Genomic DNA, 15,982 nt, shown 5'->3' with positions numbered 1-15,982 from the left:
ATGGAATTCAAACACTATTCGGTACTCCTTGATGAGTGCCTGGACAATCTGAATATCAGACCTGACGGAATATATCTTGACGGAACCCTTGGCGGAGCCGGTCACTCTTTTCACATTGCGGAAAGACTGACGGCAGGAGGCCATCTGTACGGGACGGATCAGGATGAGGACGCCATTGCTGCGGCTACAAAGCGGCTTTTACCCTTTGAGGACAGAGTCACTGTCATCCGTGACAACTATGAGAATGCGGTGGCAAGGCTGAAAGAGCTTGGAGTAAAGGGCGTTGACGGTATTCTCCTGGATCTTGGAGTTTCTTCATTTCAGCTTGATAACGCTGAGAGGGGATTCACCTACAAGGAAGATGTGCCGCTGGACATGAGAATGGACAGAAGGCAGACTCTGACTGCCAGAGACATAGTAAATGACTATTCCGAAACCGAGTTGTTTCATATTATAAGGGATTACGGCGAGGACAAATTCGCCAAGAACATTGCCAAGCACATATGTATCGAGAGAGCCAAGGCTCCCGTAGAGACCACGGGGCAGCTCAACGATATCATAAAGGCTGCGATTCCGGCCAAGATGAGGGAAAAGGGAGGCCATCCCTCCAAGAGAACCTATCAGGCCATAAGAATAGCACTGAACAGGGAGCTTGATGTACTTCAGAATTCCCTGGACGGATTTATCGATTTCCTTAATCCGGGCGGAAGGCTGTGCGTTATAACCTTCCATTCCCTGGAAGACAGGATAACCAAGAATAATTTCAAAAGAAATGAAAATCCCTGCACCTGTCCGCCGGATTTCCCGGTGTGCGTGTGCGGAAATGTTTCAAAGGGCAAGGTGATCACAAGAAAGCCGATCCTGCCAAGCCCCGAGGAACTTGCGGAGAACAAGAGATCACAAAGCGCCAAGCTGAGAGTGTTTGAAAAAGCTAAGGCCTGATAAGTATTTGGTGGGCGGGCAGAACACTTTTTTCCCTGGCTGATGAAAGGAGGCATGAATATGGCAAGTGAATATATTCGCGGCACGACTGTAAGAAAACCGAATAAAAAGCGTGTTGAAAGACCTGTCCATGTTCATGAGACCGAACGCAGGGGCAGAAGACATCACATGAGCCTTGGCTACCTCCTGTTTTTGACACTGGCACTGGTTCTCATGCTGGGAACACTGGCATGGTATATCTCTCTGCAGTCGGAGATCAAGAACAGCGTTAAATACGTGGCTGAGCTTGAGAGCAGACTGAATAATTTGAAACAGGACAATGATGAGGCGTATAATAGAGCCAATGGAAATGTGGATCTGGATGAGATAAAAAGAATTGCCATCCAGGAGTACGGTATGACCTATGCTTCCGAAGGGCAGATAATCACTTATTCAGATGAGGGCGGCAACGATTATGTAAGGCAGCTTGCTCCCATTCCTGGATCCGGCGGCAAATGATATTGATACATTAAATTGCAGCCAAGGAAGTGTAAGTGTATAAATGAAACAGCGAAAAGTTAGCAGTGACATCAAATTTGTAAAATGGATGAGAAAAAAGCTGGTGGTGCTATTTGTTTTGGTACTACTGGCTTTCGTTGGGTTAGGGGTCAGACTTATCCTTATCACCAGAAATAACGGTGAGGAGTATGAGAAGCAGATTCTGTCCCAGCAGCAGTACGATTCAACAACTCTGCCCTTCAGAAGAGGAGAGATACTGGATTCCAACGGAACCATTCTGGCCTACAGCGAGAAGGTCTACAATGTGATTCTGGATGCAAAGCTCCTTCTTAGGGACGAGAAGTTCCTTGAGCCCACCATCACAGCTCTTGTAAGAGAGTTTGGACTTGACCAGGGTGAGATCAGAACATATTTAAGTGAACATCCCACATCCCAGTACTATGTGCTGGCCAAGAAGCTTCCCTATGATCAGATCAAGAATTTCCAGGATATGATAACCCCCGGAATGGATGGCTATGATGCCAATATTCAGGGAGTCTGGTTCGAGTCAAATTACATCAGGAAATATCCCAACGGCTCACTTGCCTGCGATGTTGTGGGATTTACTACCAATGATAACTCGGGTATGTACGGCCTTGAGGAGTATTATAACAATACCCTTTCGGGAACCGCCGGAAGAGAGTACGGATACCTTGATGAGGATTCAAATCTTGAAAGAACCACAATTCCCGCAGAGGACGGAGACAGTATAGTTACCACCATCGACGGTAACCTTCAGAATATAGTTGAGAAGCACCTTCAGGAGTTTAACGATACCTACGCCAATGCTTTTCGCTGGGGCAATGCGGCCAATAACGTGGGCTGCATCATGATGGACATACACACCGGCGAGATTCTGGCCATGGCCAGCTATCCTAATTTTGACCTGAACAATCCAAGAGACCCGTCAAAACTTATAGGAATGCCTGCTGTTGACGAGAACGGCAAGAAGCTTAAAGGCGAGTCCGAACTGGATTCCGGCGTATATATTACGGAAGAGATGCTTGAGACTTTTTCCGATGAGCAGCTTTACCAGAACTACAATGCTCTGTGGAGAAACTTCTGTATCAGCGATACCTATGAGCCGGGATCTGTCGCAAAGCCCTTTACGGTAGCCACCGGACTTGAGAGCGGCTCCATTACCGGAAATGAGGTATATGACTGTAAGGGAAGCCTTGAAGTCGGCGGATGGACCATCAGATGCCATAACAGATACGGTGACGGATATGTTTCCGTGGAAAGAGGAATCGAGATTTCCTGTAACGTTGCCATGATGCATATTGCACAGGCTACAGGTGTCAGCACCTTTACCAAATTCCAGAAGGACTTCGGATTCGGACTTAAGACCAATATCGACCTTGCGGGAGAAGCCAGGACCGAAGGCCTTACCTACACTGCCGATGCCATGACTTCCGCGGACCTTGCCACAAACTCTTTTGGCCAGGGCTTCAACGTTGATATGATCGAGATGATTACCAGTTTCAGCTCACTGATCAACGGCGGATATTACTATGAACCTCATATCGTAAAAAGAATTGTCTCCAGCAGCGGATCTACGATAAGAAACGTGGAGCCGAGGATATTGAGACAGACTGTATCACAGAGTACTTCAGATAAGATAATCCAGTACTGCAACAGAGTTGTTGCGGGAGAGGAAGGAACCGGTAAGACAGCCCGCCCGGCAGGTTACATGATCGGCGGCAAGACCGGTACAGCCCAGACCCTTCCACGTGGTAACAGGCAGTATGTTGTATCCTTCATGGGATATGCTCCTTCGGTAAATCCTCAGATTGCCATCTATGTTGTGGTTGACAGGCCCAACACGCAGTATCAGGATGATGCCAAGTTTGCTACAAGGATTGTAAGAGCGGTTCTTACAGAGGCTCTTCCTTATCTTAATATTCCAATGACCGAGGAACTTTCTGAAAAAGAGCAGCAGGAGCTCGCAGAGCTTCATGAAAAGATGATCACACCAGAGGTCCCTGAGGCAGAAGTTGCCGAAGGCGAAGAAGGTGTTGAAACAGAGGGTGAAGCTGATAATCCTGAGGGCGCTGAAGGCGGAGAAACCGCGCAGGAAGGCGAAAATCCCGACGGCACGGTTGATCCTGATGAACAAAGAGAAGATACCTCATCCATCTGGGAGACATTTGACGTGGACCCTTCAACGGGGTATTATATTGACCCGAATACAGGTAATCCGATCGACCCCGCAAGCGGGTATGAATTCGGAGGCGACACATTGCCTGATTTCGGCTCAGGTACCGGAAATTCAGAGCCGTAAGGGCATATATGGTTAAGATGGAGAGTTTAAAACAATGAATGAATATCTTTTTAGGATCCTTATCCCGGTTTTGGTTTCGTTTTTTATAGCTGTTATTATTGGCCCCAAGGTCATTGAGATGCTTAGAAAGCTCAAGGCAAGACAGACCGAGAGAGAAGAGGGGCTTGAGTCCCACCAGAAAAAGACCGGAACACCCACAATGGGCGGATTTATCTTCCTTATTCCTTTTGTGGTAATAGGAATTTTCTATGGGGCATCCCACAAGGAAGTCATTCCGGTGCTTCTTCTGACCATTGGATTCGGAATCATCGGATTCTTGGATGACTATATAAAGGTAGTAAGAAAACACAATCTTGGACTTAGAGCATGGCAGAAGATCCTGGCCCAGTTTGTGGTAACGGTCATATTTGCATTATATGTTGAGAATTTTACCGACATATCACTGGCAATGAGAGTACCCTTTACGGATATCATGCTTGATTTCGGATTCTGGAATATACCGATCCTGTTCTTTATTGCCCTTGGCACTGCTAACGGCACCAACTTCACCGATGGAGTAGACGGACTTTGTGCATCGGTAACAGCTGTTGTTGCTGCATTCTTTGCAATAGCAGGCATTCACTACGGCGCAAGCGGAGCACAGGTTATGTCTGCGGCTATGGCGGGAGCGCTTCTGGGATACCTGGTTTACAACGTTTATCCCGGCAAAGTAATGATGGGTGATACAGGATCTCTTGCTATCGGCGGATTTGTTACCGGAATAGCATATGTTATGCAGATGCCCATCTTCATCGCTATTGTTGGATTTATCTATGCTTTGGAAGTCATTTCCGTTATCATGCAGGTTTCATATTTTAAAATAACACATGGTAAAAGAATCTTCAGAATGGCTCCCATTCATCATCATTTTGAAAAAGGCGGCTGGTCAGAGACGAGAGTTGTCAATGTATTTACCACAGTTACGGTGCTTCTGGCGCTGGTGGGATATCTGGCTATGCTGTAATACATAAAATATCATCTGATAATTTAAAGAAGGTACAAGGATATGAAGAGAGATCTTAAAGGAAAAAGAGTACTTGTTATCGGATCGGGACTGTCAGGAGTAGGATCTGTACAGCTTCTTAACAGAGTGGGAGCTATTCCCGTTATGCTTGAGGAGAACACGAAGGTCACCGAGGAAGATATCAGAAAAAAGCTTCATGAGGAGGACAGACAGTCCACAGCCATTATCGTGGGAGAACTTCCCGATGCTGTTCTTGACGAGATATTTCTTACGGTACCAAGTCCTGCTGTGCCTTTGGATTCACCTACGATTCTGCGTATCAAAGAAAGAAATATCCCCATCTGGAGCGAGATAGAGCTGGCCTATAATTTCTCGAAGGGAAGAATGGTGGCCATCACCGGTACCAACGGCAAGACAACCACTACAACTCTGGTGGGAGAGATCATGAAAGCCCACTTTTCTTCGGTATATGTTGTGGGGAATATCGGTGTCTCTTTTGCCGAGAGTGCTCCCGATATGACTGATGAGACGGTAACTGTCGGAGAGATCAGCTCATTCCAGCTGGAGGCAGTTGAAAATTTCCATGCAAACGTATCGGCAATCCTGAACATCACTCCGGATCATCTCAACAGGCATCACACCATGGAGTGCTATGCTTCCATGAAGGAAAATATCACCTGTAATGAAACAAAAGAGGACACCTGTGTCCTTAATTATGACAACAGTTATACAAGAGATTTCGGTTCAAGATGCCCTGCAAGAGTGGTATATTTCTCGACTCAGGAGAAGCTTGAGGACGGATTCTACCTTGAGGGAGAGGAAATCGTCATGGGCAACCATGGCACTCCAATGCCTATAATGAATATCCATGACATGAACCTGGTGGGACTCTGCAACGTTGAAAATGTTATGGCAGCCATTGCAATGTCCATGGCTATGGGCGTTCCGCTGTCAACAATAATAAGTGTTATACGTGATTTCAAAGCAGTTGAGCACAGAATTGAGTTTGTTGCCACAAAAAAGGGCGTTGATTATTACAACGATTCCAAGGGCACGAACCCCGATGCGGCCATTCAGGGTATTAAGGCCATGAGCAAGCCCACGATCCTTATCGGCGGCGGGTATGACAAGGGCAGTGAGTACGATGAATGGATTGAAAACTTCGGCGGCAAGGTAAAGCTTCTTGTTCTCATAGGACAGACTAGGGAAAAGATAGCAGAGTGCGCCAAAAAGCACGGCTTTACCGACTACGTGTTCAAAGACAGCTTTGAAGAAGCTTTGGAATTCTGCAGTGAAACAGCAAAAGAGGGAGAGGCGGTGCTTCTTTCTCCGGCATGTGCAAGCTGGGATATGTTCCCTAATTATGAGATTAGGGGAAAGAGATTTAAGGAGTACGTAAACAAACTTGAAAAGTAAACTGTTTAAGAGGGAATCTTATATCGATTACAGTTTGATATTCATCATTCTGTTTTTGCTGGCATTCGGGCTGATAATGCTTTATTCCACCAGCTCCTATGAGGCAAACCTTGATTTCGGCGATTCAGCCTATTATTTCAAGCATCAGCTTGTTATGACACTGGCAGGATTGGTGGGAATGATTTTGATGTCATATTTCCCCTACAGGTTTCTTGAAAGACTGGCACTACCTATCTATATTATCTCGGCGATACTCCTTATTTTGATCGTTCCCTTCGGAAAGACCATTAACGGAGCCAAAAGATGGCTTATCTTCATGGGCGTATCCATTCAGCCTGCGGAGGCAGCCAAGGTGGCCACCATTATCTTTACCGCCACCATGATCATCAAGGTTAGAAAGAATCTTATGACCCTGAGGGGCTTTGGGATGACACTGGGATTCCCCATGATCCTGGCAGGAATGGTGTATATTCTGACAAGAAACTTAAGTTCCGCGGTTATCATCATGGGAATTGCCATCCTTATGTTGTTTGTATCAACCCCGGGTTATAAGAGATATATTATATTTGCTGTGGCTGTGCTGGGATTTGCCGCAGCTTTGGTTGCCATTATAGCCAATTCCGAGCAGACCAGCGGTATGAACTATCGTTTTGAGCGTGTTCTTGCCTGGCTTGACCCCAAGGCCCATGCCAGCGGCAAGGGATTCCAGACCCTTCAGGCGCTGTATGCCATAGGCTCCGGCGGAGTTTTCGGAAAAGGCCTGGGAGAAAGTATGCAGAAGATGGGATTCATTCCCGAAGCCCAGAACGATATGATCTTCTCCATCATCTGTGAGGAGCTGGGACTTTTCGGTGCAATAGCCGTTATGCTCATGTTCCTGCTGCTGATCTGGAGACTTCTCATAATAGCCAATAATTCCCCGGATCTTTTTGGAGCGCTTCTGGTAATAGGCGTTATGGGACATATCGCCATTCAGGTCATCCTGAATATTGCCGTGGTAACCAACACAATTCCAAATACCGGAATCACCCTTCCTTTCATCAGTTACGGAGGATCGGCGGTGGTGATCCAGCTGGCGGAAGTGGGCATTGCCCTGAATGTGGCCAGAAATATCGGCAGGGAATGATCGGACATGGCAAAGCATAGAAAAAGAACCAGAAAAAGATTAAGAAAAAGAGAATACTCGGAGTATAGGCCCGGGATAAGAGAGAGGCTGCAGGATTTTCATCCCTTAAGAGGGTTTGGAAGATCTGTTTTCCTGCATAAGAGCCTGTATATCATATTCGGAACCCTGATCATTATTTTGATCGCTGCGGCTGTTGTCCTTGTCCGCATAAGTGACAAGTATGAGATCAAGAATATTTATGTTACCGGCAATACCCATTATGAGGATAAAGAGATCGTTGATATGGTGCTGTCGGACAAGCTGAGCCGGAACTCGCTATATCTGTCCTTCAGGTACAGGGATAAGAGTATTGATAATATCCCCTTTATCGAGAAGATGGATGTGGACATCCTCTCACCTGATACCGTCAGGATCAACGTCTATGAGAAAGCCATAGCCGGATATCTGTCCTATCTCGGGAGATATATGTACTTTGACAGGGAAGGAATAGTGGTTGAGAGCTCGCTGGAGGCTTCGGACAATGTTCCCGAGGTAATGGGACTTAGCTTTGACTACATCATCATGCATGAGAAGCTCCCCATAGACAACGAGAATGTGTTTGAAGAGATCCTGGATATCACTCAGCTGATGGATAAATACGAGCTTGACGCAGACAAGATATTTTTTGACAGTGATTACAATGTGTATCTGTACTTCGGTGATATAGAGGTTTCACTGGGTACGGAGGACTACATTGACGAAAAAATCATACAGCTCCGATACATCCTTCCGAACCTGGAAGGAAAGAGCGGAATCCTTGAAATGAAGGACTTTGACATTGATACGAAAAACGTCACGTTTGAGGAAAAAAGTCACTGAATTGTCAGCAAACTGATGAAAATTTTATAAAAAAAACGTGTTGATAATTAAACAAAAAAATCGTATCATAGGTAAAGGAGTTTATGAGGTATGTGAAGGAGGAGTAGTTTTGCTGGAAATCAAGAACGATGCTGAATCTGCATGCAAAATCATCGTAGTCGGGGTCGGTGGTGCAGGTAATAATGCTGTAAATAGAATGGTTGATGAAAATATTACCGGTGTTGAATTCATCGGTATAAATACTGATAAACAGGCACTTCAGCTCTGCAAAGCGCCCAAGCTCTTACAGATCGGTGAGAAGCTTACAAAGGGACTGGGAGCCGGTGCCAAGCCTGAGATCGGACAGAAAGCAGCTGAAGAGAGTGCGGAAGAGATATCTGCAGCCCTTAAGGGAGCAGATATGGTTTTCGTTACCTGTGGTATGGGTGGCGGAACCGGAACCGGTGCAGCTCCCATTGTTGCCAAACTGGCCAAAGAGATGGGTATCCTTACTGTAGGTGTTGTTACAAAACCTTTCAGTTTTGAAGCCAGAGTTCGTATGCAGAACGCTATGCTTGGAATCCAGAATATCAAGGCTAATGTTGATACGCTTATTGTTATCCCGAATGATAAGCTTCTCCAGATAGTTGACAGACGTACAACTATGCCCGATGCCCTCAAGAAAGCTGATGAAGTACTTCAGCAGGCAGTTCAGGGAATCACAGACCTTATCAATGTACCTGCGGTTATCAATCTTGACTTTGCTGATGTTCAGACAGTTATGAAGGACAGAGGCATCGCTCATATCGGTATCGGAAGCGGCAAGGGCGATGACAAGGCTACAGACGCTGTTAAGATGGCTGTTGAGAGTCCTCTTCTTGAGACCAAGATCAACGGGGCTTCCAATGTTATCATTAACATCTCCGGTGATATAACCCTTACAGATGCATCAGATGCATCCGAGTATGTTCGTCAGCTGGCCGGTAATGATGTGAACATCATCTTCGGCGCTATGTATGATGAGAACAAGACAGATTCCTGTACTATCACTGTTATTGCTACAGGTATTGATGATAGAGCTAATGCGGCACCTCAGTCCAAGCCTGCCGCTGCAGCAGCACCTGCATCTGCTCCCGCAGCTGCAACAGCAACTGCAACTACTGCAAATGTTACTCCTGTTCAGCAGGTGGTTACACCTAACGCAGCAGCCACTGCACAGGCAGTTGAGCCCAAGATCATGCCACTTGGAACTCCTGCAGCTGATCAGCCCGCTACATCATCAGCTACAAGGCCTCTTGGCGGAATATCAAGACCTACGGTTACTTCTTCCGTAGAGCCCAGATCCCTCAAGATCCCTGATTTCTTACAGAGAAAATAATAATTTTGATTTTCAAGGCCCTCTGCATTAAACGCAGAGGGCTATTTTGTTGGATTTTAATCCAATATTGTATAGAAAAATACGAAAAACAATGATACAATTATTTGTGGAGTGGTATTTTGTTTATACAGTATGTTGTGGACATATCATCATATAATTCGGAGGATAAGCTATGAAATGCCCTTTTTGCGGTAAAGACGACACCAGAGTAATCGATTCCAGGCCTGCTGACGAGAATACTTCCATCAGAAGGAGAAGAGTTTGCGACTCCTGCGGAAAGCGCTTTACCACCTATGAGAAGGTTGAGACAATACCGCTGATCGTTATAAAGAAGGGCGATGTTCGTGAGCCCTATGACCGTGCCAAGATTGAAGCCGGTGTATTCAGGGCCTGCCACAAGAGGCCTGTCAGTGCCGAGCAGATAACCAAGATAGTTGATGCTGTAGAGACAGAAGTCTTCAATATGGAACAGAAGGAGATTCCTTCCCGTGCCATCGGCGAGATTGTAATGGACAAGATGAAGAACCTGGATCCTGTTGCATATGTAAGATTTGCATCTGTTTACAGAGAATTTAAAGATGTAAATACGTTTATGGATGAGCTTAAGACAGTGCTCAAAAAAGAGGCAGAGGGCACAATTACCGATACTACAGACAAAAATACCCCTCTACTTAAGAATCAATAACCTCGATTTTTCAACCCGGGTCAGACTTTTTTGACCCGGGTTATTTCTTGACTTTCTATTAACAAAGCCTTATATTTCTCTTGTGACACAATCGTGTCATGATACTTTGCCGATTCTTCTCGGCAGTCAAACAATTTAATATAGGAGGAAGATTTTAACATGATTAAGAGGAGTTTTATGAAAAAGAAAGGAACTTCGCTTCTGATGGTCGTGTTAACAACGCTGACTATTGCATTGAGCGGATGCTCAAGCGACAAGGCAGGGGATTCCGCTAATGTGAGTGAGGCAACAGAGACCGGCACTGAAGCAGTGACCGAGACACAGACCGCAGACGCTACACAGGAGACGGATAATCTTTCCAAGCTTATCGTTGGTATACCTCAGGATATCGACGGACTTGACCCCCACAACGCAACAGGGGCAGGAACCAGAGAGGTATTCTACAACATCTTCGAAGGCCTTGTTAAGGCAGATGAAAACGGTAATCTTAACCCCGCTGTAGCCAGTGATTACACTATCTCAGATGACAGTACAGTTTATTCCTTCACTTTGAGGGATGGAATCAAGTTCCATGATGGCAGTCCGGTTACAGTAGAGGATATTAAATATTCTCTTGAGCGCAACATGGGCGTAGATGGCGGCGAGCCACTCATCAAAGCTTATTCCAAAATTGACAGCGTAAATATTATTGACGACAAGAATGTGGAAATAGTACTTAAGGAGGCAGATTCTGACTTCCTTACACAGCTTACTGTTGCTATTATTCCCGCATCCAACGAGCATCCGGAGACAACTCCCATAGGAACAGGCCCTTACAAGTATGTTTCCAGCTCACCTCAGGAGAACTTCATCGTTACAAGATTTGATGATTACTGGGGACAGCCTGCTTACATCAAGGACGTTGTATTTAAGATCGAGTCCAACATGGATGCCATCGTTATGGACCTTGAAGGCGGCTCAATCGATATGATGGCTCGTGTTACCAGCACACAGGCAGCACAGCTTTCAGACAAGTTTGAGGTATACGAGGGAACAATGAACCTTGTTCAGGCTCTTTACCTTAACAACGATGTAAAGCCCTTTGACGATGTAAGAGTACGTCAGGCTCTTTGCTATGCTGTTAATCCTCAGGAAATCATGGACTTTGTATCAGACGGAGCAGGCACAGAGGTTGGAAGTGCCATGTTCCCTGCTTTCACAAAGTACTTCATGCCTGAGCTCAATGACACATACAACACAGACGTTGACAAAGCGAAAGCTCTTTTGGCCGAGGCAGGATATCCTGACGGCTTTGAGTTCACCATCACCGTAGCTTCCAACTATGGCCAGCATGTGGACACAGCACAGGTTATTGCAGAGGAACTTAAGGCCATCGGCGTTAACGCCAAGATCCAGGAGATCGAGTGGAACTCATGGGTAAGTGATGTTTACACAGACAGAAAGTTTGAGGCAACTGTAGTAGGTATTGATGCTTCAACACTTTCCGCATCAGCTCTGCTTTCAAGATATGTATCCGATTCAGGCAAGAACTTTGTGAACTTCAAGAGTGATGCCTATGATGCAGCTTATGCAAACGCTCAGTCATCCAACGATGACGCCACAAAGACCGAGTACTACAAAGAGTGCGAGACCATCCTTTCCCAGGAGGCAGCAAGCGTATATATTCAGGACCTTCCTGAGTTTGTAGTTCTCAACAAGAAGTTTACGGGATATAAGTTCTTCCCGCTTTATGTTCAGGATATTGCAAGCATAAAGCCTGCAAACTGATAGAAACACCTTTATATCAACTTATCATGCGAGGTTTATGCATATGAAATATACACTTAAAAAGTTTGTTAGTATGATCGTGACTTTGGTAGTGGTTTCATTATGCGTATTCCTCGCATTTAACGTTTTGCCGGGAGATCCGGCGGTGAGGATGCTTGGACTTGAGGCATCTCCGGAACTGATTGCCCAGACCCGTGAGCAGATGGGGCTTAACGATCCGTTCCTTGTAAGATATTTCAGATGGTTTATCGCTTTTGTTCAGGGAGATTTCGGGACTTCCTACAGCTACAGCGTTCCCGTTGCGGGACTTGTTGCGAATAAAATCCCCATTACACTGACAATGGGTCTTATGGCTTTTGTCATCACGGTTTTGATATCTATTCCTCTGGGAATTGTTACCGCCAAGTATGAGAACGGTATTCTGGACAGGATCATCAACGTCTCCAACCAGATCGTTATGGCGATTCCGCCTTTCTTTTCCGGAATCCTCATAACCTTTGTGTTCGGACTCATTTTGCGGATATTTACCCCCGGAGGCTTTGTTTCATATACGGAGGACATGGGAAGATTTGTAAGATATCTCTTTTTCCCGTCACTGGCAGTGGCGCTTCCCAAGATCTCCATGACAGTAAAGATGCTTAGAGGAAGCCTTATCGATGAGGCTGCCAAGGATTATACAAGAACAGCCTACAGCCGCGGCAACAACACCAACGGCGTGCTTTACAGGCATGTTCTTAAAAACGCAATGATACCGGTTATCACTTTCCTTGGCATGGCCCTGGCGGATATGGTTGCCGGAAGTATCGTAATAGAGCAGGTTTTCAGTATCCCCGGAATATCGAGGATTCTTCTGACCAGCATAAGCAACAGAGATTATCCCGTGGTAGAGGCCATTATCATGGGCATCGCGGTGATAGTTATTGTTGTGAACTTTTTGGTGGATGTTATCTACAGGATAGTAGACCCCAGGATTGGAATAGAGTAAATGGCAAAATACGTTATCAAAAGAAATATAAAAGATAACCCATATCTGGTGGCCGGCCTTGTGATCACAGGGCTGGTTCTTTTGCTGACCATTGTTGGGGTATTCTGGACTCCCTATGAGCCCACTGCCATGAATGCATCCCAGAAGCTCAAGGGGATATCCTTAAGTCACCCCATGGGCACCGACAACATGGGAAGGGATGTTCTAAGCCGCGTTATGTACGGAAGCAGGATCACCCTTCTTATAGCTATGGGTACTGTATTTATCGGAGCTACGGCAGGAACAGTCATCGGAGCCGTCACAGGGTATTTCGGAGGGATGATGGATGAAGTGGTGATGAGGATAATAGATGCCCTTTTTGCCTTCCCAAGTATCCTTCTTGCACTGGTAATCGTCAGCGTTTTCGGCACCGGATGGGTTCAGCTTCTGGTATCTTTGGGAATCGCCTTTGTGCCAAGCTTTGCCAGGATTGTAAGGGGCGAGGTGCTCAGGTGCAAAAACATGGACTATGTAGCAAATGCAAGACTTCAGGGTGTTTCTGACCTGAGGATGATCTTTGTGCATATTCTGCCCAATATAAAGGGCGTTATGGCTTCAGCCATACTTATAGGCTTTAATAATGCAGTTCTGGCAGAAGCGGGTCTTAGCTACCTTGGCGTCGGCTCTCAGCCTCCCTATGCCAGCCTTGGTAAGATGCTTTCAGACGCACAGCAATACATGTTCACGAACCCGAGCTATGTTCTGTGCCCCGGTATTGTCATTGTACTGATGGTACTTGGCTTTTCATTCTTAGGAGAGGGGATCAGCAGATGGAAATAATACTGGATGTGACTGATCTTCATATAGAGTTTCATGATCATGAGACCCCTGAGGTGGCGGTCCATGACTTTGACCTGATGCTTGGGAAAGGCGAAATTGTCGGAATCGTGGGAGAATCAGGTTCAGGCAAGAGTATGAGTGCGCTTGCGATAGCAGGTCTTTTGAACAGAAAGACTCTTACCAAGAGCGGAAGGATCATGTTTGACAAGCACGACCTTCTTACCTGTGACAGAAAGACCTTGAGGTCCTATCAGGGAGATGAGATTTCCATTATCTTCCAGGAACCCATGACAAGCCTTAATCCCGTGAAAAGAATCGGATGGCAGGTGGAGGAGTCTCTTAGGATCCATCACCCCGATATAGATAAAAAGATCAGAAAAATGAAGGCCATAAAGATGTTAAAGGACGTAGGCCTGGAAAATGCGGCGGATGTCTACAACATGTATCCCCACGAACTTTCCGGAGGAATGCGCCAGAGGGTCATGATCGCAGCAGCCATGATAGGCGAGCCCAAGATCCTTATTGCAGATGAGCCCACCACGGCTCTGGATGTTACAGTGCAGGCTCAGATAGTGGACCTTCTGAAAAAGATCAACAGGGAAAAAGGAACTTCCATTATTTTTATTTCTCATGACTTAAGTCTGGTGAATCAGCTGTGCCAGAGGGTCATCGTAATGCAAAAGGGCAATATTGTGGAATCGGGAAAGACCACAGATGTGTTTACAAGGCCCAGACACACCTATACCAAGAAACTTATTGCCGCCATTCCCAAGATAGACCTTAATGGCGACGGAGATATGGCATGAGTGAAGATGTAATTAAGATCAGCAATCTCAACGTGTTCTACAAGAACCGCAAGAGAAAGCTCTTTTCAGGCGACAAAAAAATACAGGCTCTTTTCGACGTATCCATGAACCTTGAAGAGGGGGAAGTTCTGGCCATCGCCGGTGAGTCCGGCTGCGGCAAATCAACCCTTGCCAGGACCATTGTGGGCATCAACAAGGACTACACCGGTAATATCTGGCAGAAGTATGACCGGCCCCAGATGGTTTTCCAGGATCCTTACAGCTCATTAAATCCCGCCAAGAAGATAGACTGGCTTTTGAAGGAACCCTTAAGGGTTGACTCCCGGCGCAAGTGGACAGAGGAGGAGATGGACGAAAGAGTCAGGCAGATCATGGAAGATATCGAGATGCCTTTGTCCATGCTTGACCGCTATCCCGCTCAGCTTTCCGGAGGACAGCGTCAGCGCATCTGTATAGGGATGGCTCTTATGAGATCCCCTAAGGTGCTTATTGCCGATGAGCCGGTATCTGCTCTGGATGTTACCATCCAGGCCCAGATCCTTGAGCTTTTGGAGAATCTTCACAAGAAGCTTGGTATCTCCATTATCTTTATTTCCCATGACCTTCGTGTGGTATACAAGATCAGTGATCATGTGATGATCATGAAGGAAGGAAGAGTGGTGGAGTACGGAAAGACCCGTGATATCTACCGGGATCCTCAGCATTCATATACCCGTCAGCTGCTTGAGGCGGCCGGAATCCGCTAAAACAGAGGGGTTGCGATACATTTTTTAATGATTGGTTTATTGTGTTTTTATTTTTATTTAACACAATAGATTGTGTTTTGGCGCCCCAGATGATATAAAGTATTTGAAAGAGTGTGCCGATATCATATGTGAAGTGATATGAGTATTTAAGAAAGGAGGACAATATTATGGCTTACAACGTAATAGGCGGCTTCGGCGGCGGATATAATGCATATAATATTCCCTCTGTTAAAGATAATTTACATGTGAATCCTGCGGCTCCCCAGACTGAGCCCAAGGCACAGCAGAATCAGGAAGAGAATAAGAGCTCTAAGCAGTCCCTTGACCTTACAGTCGAGGTTCCTGCCAGAGAGAATGCCTCAATTGAGAATGTTGCTATTTCTTTCGGACAGTTCGACAGCTCATCCCTTGATCTCTACGGAGATATGGGACTTGCTTCAAGAGATATGAGACAGGCTATTTCAGGAATGCAGAAAGACCAGATCCTTCATGAGTATCAGTACTTCGTAGGTAAGGACATGACAGGAAAGAACAGCAATATCATTGCAGGCACCGAGGACGGAATGGTCATCAAGCTCTGATCGCATGATTATCATTAACAGCAAGACTTTAACCACCTTTAACGAGGTGGTTTTTTTATGCTAATTTATTTAT

At 45.9% G+C, this 15,982-nt stretch carries 15 protein-coding genes; all 15 read left to right on the top strand.

Annotation, left to right across the window (positions count from 1 at the left end):
• The 15 genes from rsmH to T456_RS0114825 all read left to right on the top strand — a co-directional run bounded on the left by rsmH (position 1) and on the right by T456_RS0114825 (position 15,909).
• On the top strand, positions 1-942 hold the full coding sequence (rsmH, locus tag T456_RS0114895) for a 16S rRNA (cytosine(1402)-N(4))-methyltransferase RsmH (RefSeq protein ID WP_024866814.1): 942 nt from the start codon (positions 1-3) through the stop codon (positions 940-942).
• 60 nt (positions 943-1,002) lie between these two features.
• Positions 1,003-1,440 (top strand): hypothetical protein, encoded by a 438-nt coding sequence (locus T456_RS0114890; protein WP_024866813.1) that lies wholly within the window; start codon positions 1,003-1,005, stop codon positions 1,438-1,440.
• 43 nt (positions 1,441-1,483) lie between these two features.
• Positions 1,484-3,760 (top strand): penicillin-binding transpeptidase domain-containing protein, encoded by a 2,277-nt coding sequence (locus tag T456_RS0114885; RefSeq protein ID WP_024866812.1) that lies wholly within the window; start codon positions 1,484-1,486, stop codon positions 3,758-3,760.
• A gap of 34 nt (positions 3,761-3,794) precedes the next feature.
• Complete coding sequence (gene mraY / locus T456_RS0114880) at positions 3,795-4,763, top strand: phospho-N-acetylmuramoyl-pentapeptide-transferase (RefSeq protein ID WP_024866811.1); 969 nt, start codon at positions 3,795-3,797, stop codon at positions 4,761-4,763.
• 42 nt (positions 4,764-4,805) lie between these two features.
• Complete coding sequence (gene murD, locus T456_RS0114875) at positions 4,806-6,179, top strand: UDP-N-acetylmuramoyl-L-alanine--D-glutamate ligase (protein ID WP_024866810.1); 1,374 nt, start codon at positions 4,806-4,808, stop codon at positions 6,177-6,179.
• Positions 6,169-7,305, top strand: a complete 1,137-nt coding sequence (locus tag T456_RS0114870; protein ID WP_024866809.1) for an FtsW/RodA/SpoVE family cell cycle protein — start codon at positions 6,169-6,171, stop codon at positions 7,303-7,305. The genes murD and T456_RS0114870 overlap by 11 nt, the downstream gene beginning before the upstream one ends.
• A gap of 6 nt (positions 7,306-7,311) precedes the next feature.
• Complete coding sequence (locus tag T456_RS0114865) at positions 7,312-8,163, top strand: cell division protein FtsQ/DivIB (RefSeq protein WP_024866808.1); 852 nt, start codon at positions 7,312-7,314, stop codon at positions 8,161-8,163.
• A gap of 109 nt (positions 8,164-8,272) precedes the next feature.
• Complete coding sequence (ftsZ, locus tag T456_RS0114860; RefSeq protein WP_024866807.1) at positions 8,273-9,520, top strand: cell division protein FtsZ; 1,248 nt, start codon at positions 8,273-8,275, stop codon at positions 9,518-9,520.
• A 172-nt stretch (positions 9,521-9,692) separates the two neighbouring features.
• Entirely contained in the window at positions 9,693-10,205 is a 513-nt protein-coding gene (gene nrdR, locus T456_RS0114855; RefSeq protein WP_024866806.1) for a transcriptional regulator NrdR, read from the top strand.
• Between the two features lie 177 nt (positions 10,206-10,382).
• The gene (locus tag T456_RS0114850; protein ID WP_024866805.1) at positions 10,383-11,972 is read left to right on the top strand and encodes an ABC transporter substrate-binding protein; all 1,590 of its coding nucleotides are present in this window, start codon (positions 10,383-10,385) and stop codon (positions 11,970-11,972) included.
• 43 nt (positions 11,973-12,015) lie between these two features.
• Positions 12,016-12,957: an ABC transporter permease gene (locus T456_RS0114845; RefSeq protein WP_024866804.1), complete on the top strand. Its 942-nt coding sequence runs from the start codon at positions 12,016-12,018 to the stop codon at positions 12,955-12,957.
• Entirely contained in the window at positions 12,958-13,776 is an 819-nt protein-coding gene (locus T456_RS0114840; protein ID WP_197026905.1) for an ABC transporter permease, read from the top strand. It abuts the gene before it with no gap.
• Entirely contained in the window at positions 13,767-14,582 is an 816-nt protein-coding gene (locus T456_RS0114835) for an ABC transporter ATP-binding protein (RefSeq protein ID WP_024866802.1), read from the top strand. The genes T456_RS0114840 and T456_RS0114835 overlap by 10 nt, the downstream gene beginning before the upstream one ends.
• Positions 14,579-15,328, top strand: coding sequence for an ABC transporter ATP-binding protein (locus T456_RS0114830; protein ID WP_024866801.1), 750 nt, complete (start codon positions 14,579-14,581; stop codon positions 15,326-15,328). The genes T456_RS0114835 and T456_RS0114830 overlap by 4 nt, the downstream gene beginning before the upstream one ends.
• Before the next feature lie 167 nt (positions 15,329-15,495).
• Positions 15,496-15,909 carry a hypothetical protein gene (locus tag T456_RS0114825; RefSeq protein ID WP_024866800.1) on the top strand — a complete coding sequence of 138 codons (414 nt, stop codon included), beginning with the start codon at positions 15,496-15,498 and terminating at the stop codon, positions 15,907-15,909.
• The last annotated feature ends 73 nt before the right edge of the window (positions 15,910-15,982 follow it).

The organism is Butyrivibrio sp. FCS014, from assembly GCF_000526935.1.
In the GTDB taxonomy this organism is placed as follows: domain Bacteria; phylum Bacillota; class Clostridia; order Lachnospirales; family Lachnospiraceae; genus Butyrivibrio.
This window is presented reverse-complemented; position numbering and strand designations above follow the sequence as displayed.

Coding starts and splice junctions, on each gene's coding strand:
- T456_RS0114850 (WP_024866805.1), top strand. CDS start 10,383: ATGAAAAAGAAAGGAACTTCGCTTCTGATGGTCGTGTTAACAACGCTG.
- murD (WP_024866810.1), top strand. CDS start 4,806: ATGAAGAGAGATCTTAAAGGAAAAAGAGTACTTGTTATCGGATCGGGA.
- T456_RS0114890 (WP_024866813.1), top strand. CDS start 1,003: ATGGCAAGTGAATATATTCGCGGCACGACTGTAAGAAAACCGAATAAA.
- T456_RS0114835 (WP_024866802.1), top strand. CDS start 13,767: ATGGAAATAATACTGGATGTGACTGATCTTCATATAGAGTTTCATGAT.
- T456_RS0114845 (WP_024866804.1), top strand. CDS start 12,016: ATGAAATATACACTTAAAAAGTTTGTTAGTATGATCGTGACTTTGGTA.
- T456_RS0114830 (WP_024866801.1), top strand. CDS start 14,579: ATGAGTGAAGATGTAATTAAGATCAGCAATCTCAACGTGTTCTACAAG.
- T456_RS0114840 (WP_197026905.1), top strand. CDS start 12,958: ATGGCAAAATACGTTATCAAAAGAAATATAAAAGATAACCCATATCTG.
- T456_RS0114885 (WP_024866812.1), top strand. CDS start 1,484: ATGAAACAGCGAAAAGTTAGCAGTGACATCAAATTTGTAAAATGGATG.
- nrdR (WP_024866806.1), top strand. CDS start 9,693: ATGAAATGCCCTTTTTGCGGTAAAGACGACACCAGAGTAATCGATTCC.
- mraY (WP_024866811.1), top strand. CDS start 3,795: ATGAATGAATATCTTTTTAGGATCCTTATCCCGGTTTTGGTTTCGTTT.
- rsmH (WP_024866814.1), top strand. CDS start 1: ATGGAATTCAAACACTATTCGGTACTCCTTGATGAGTGCCTGGACAAT.
- T456_RS0114865 (WP_024866808.1), top strand. CDS start 7,312: ATGGCAAAGCATAGAAAAAGAACCAGAAAAAGATTAAGAAAAAGAGAA.
- T456_RS0114825 (WP_024866800.1), top strand. CDS start 15,496: ATGGCTTACAACGTAATAGGCGGCTTCGGCGGCGGATATAATGCATAT.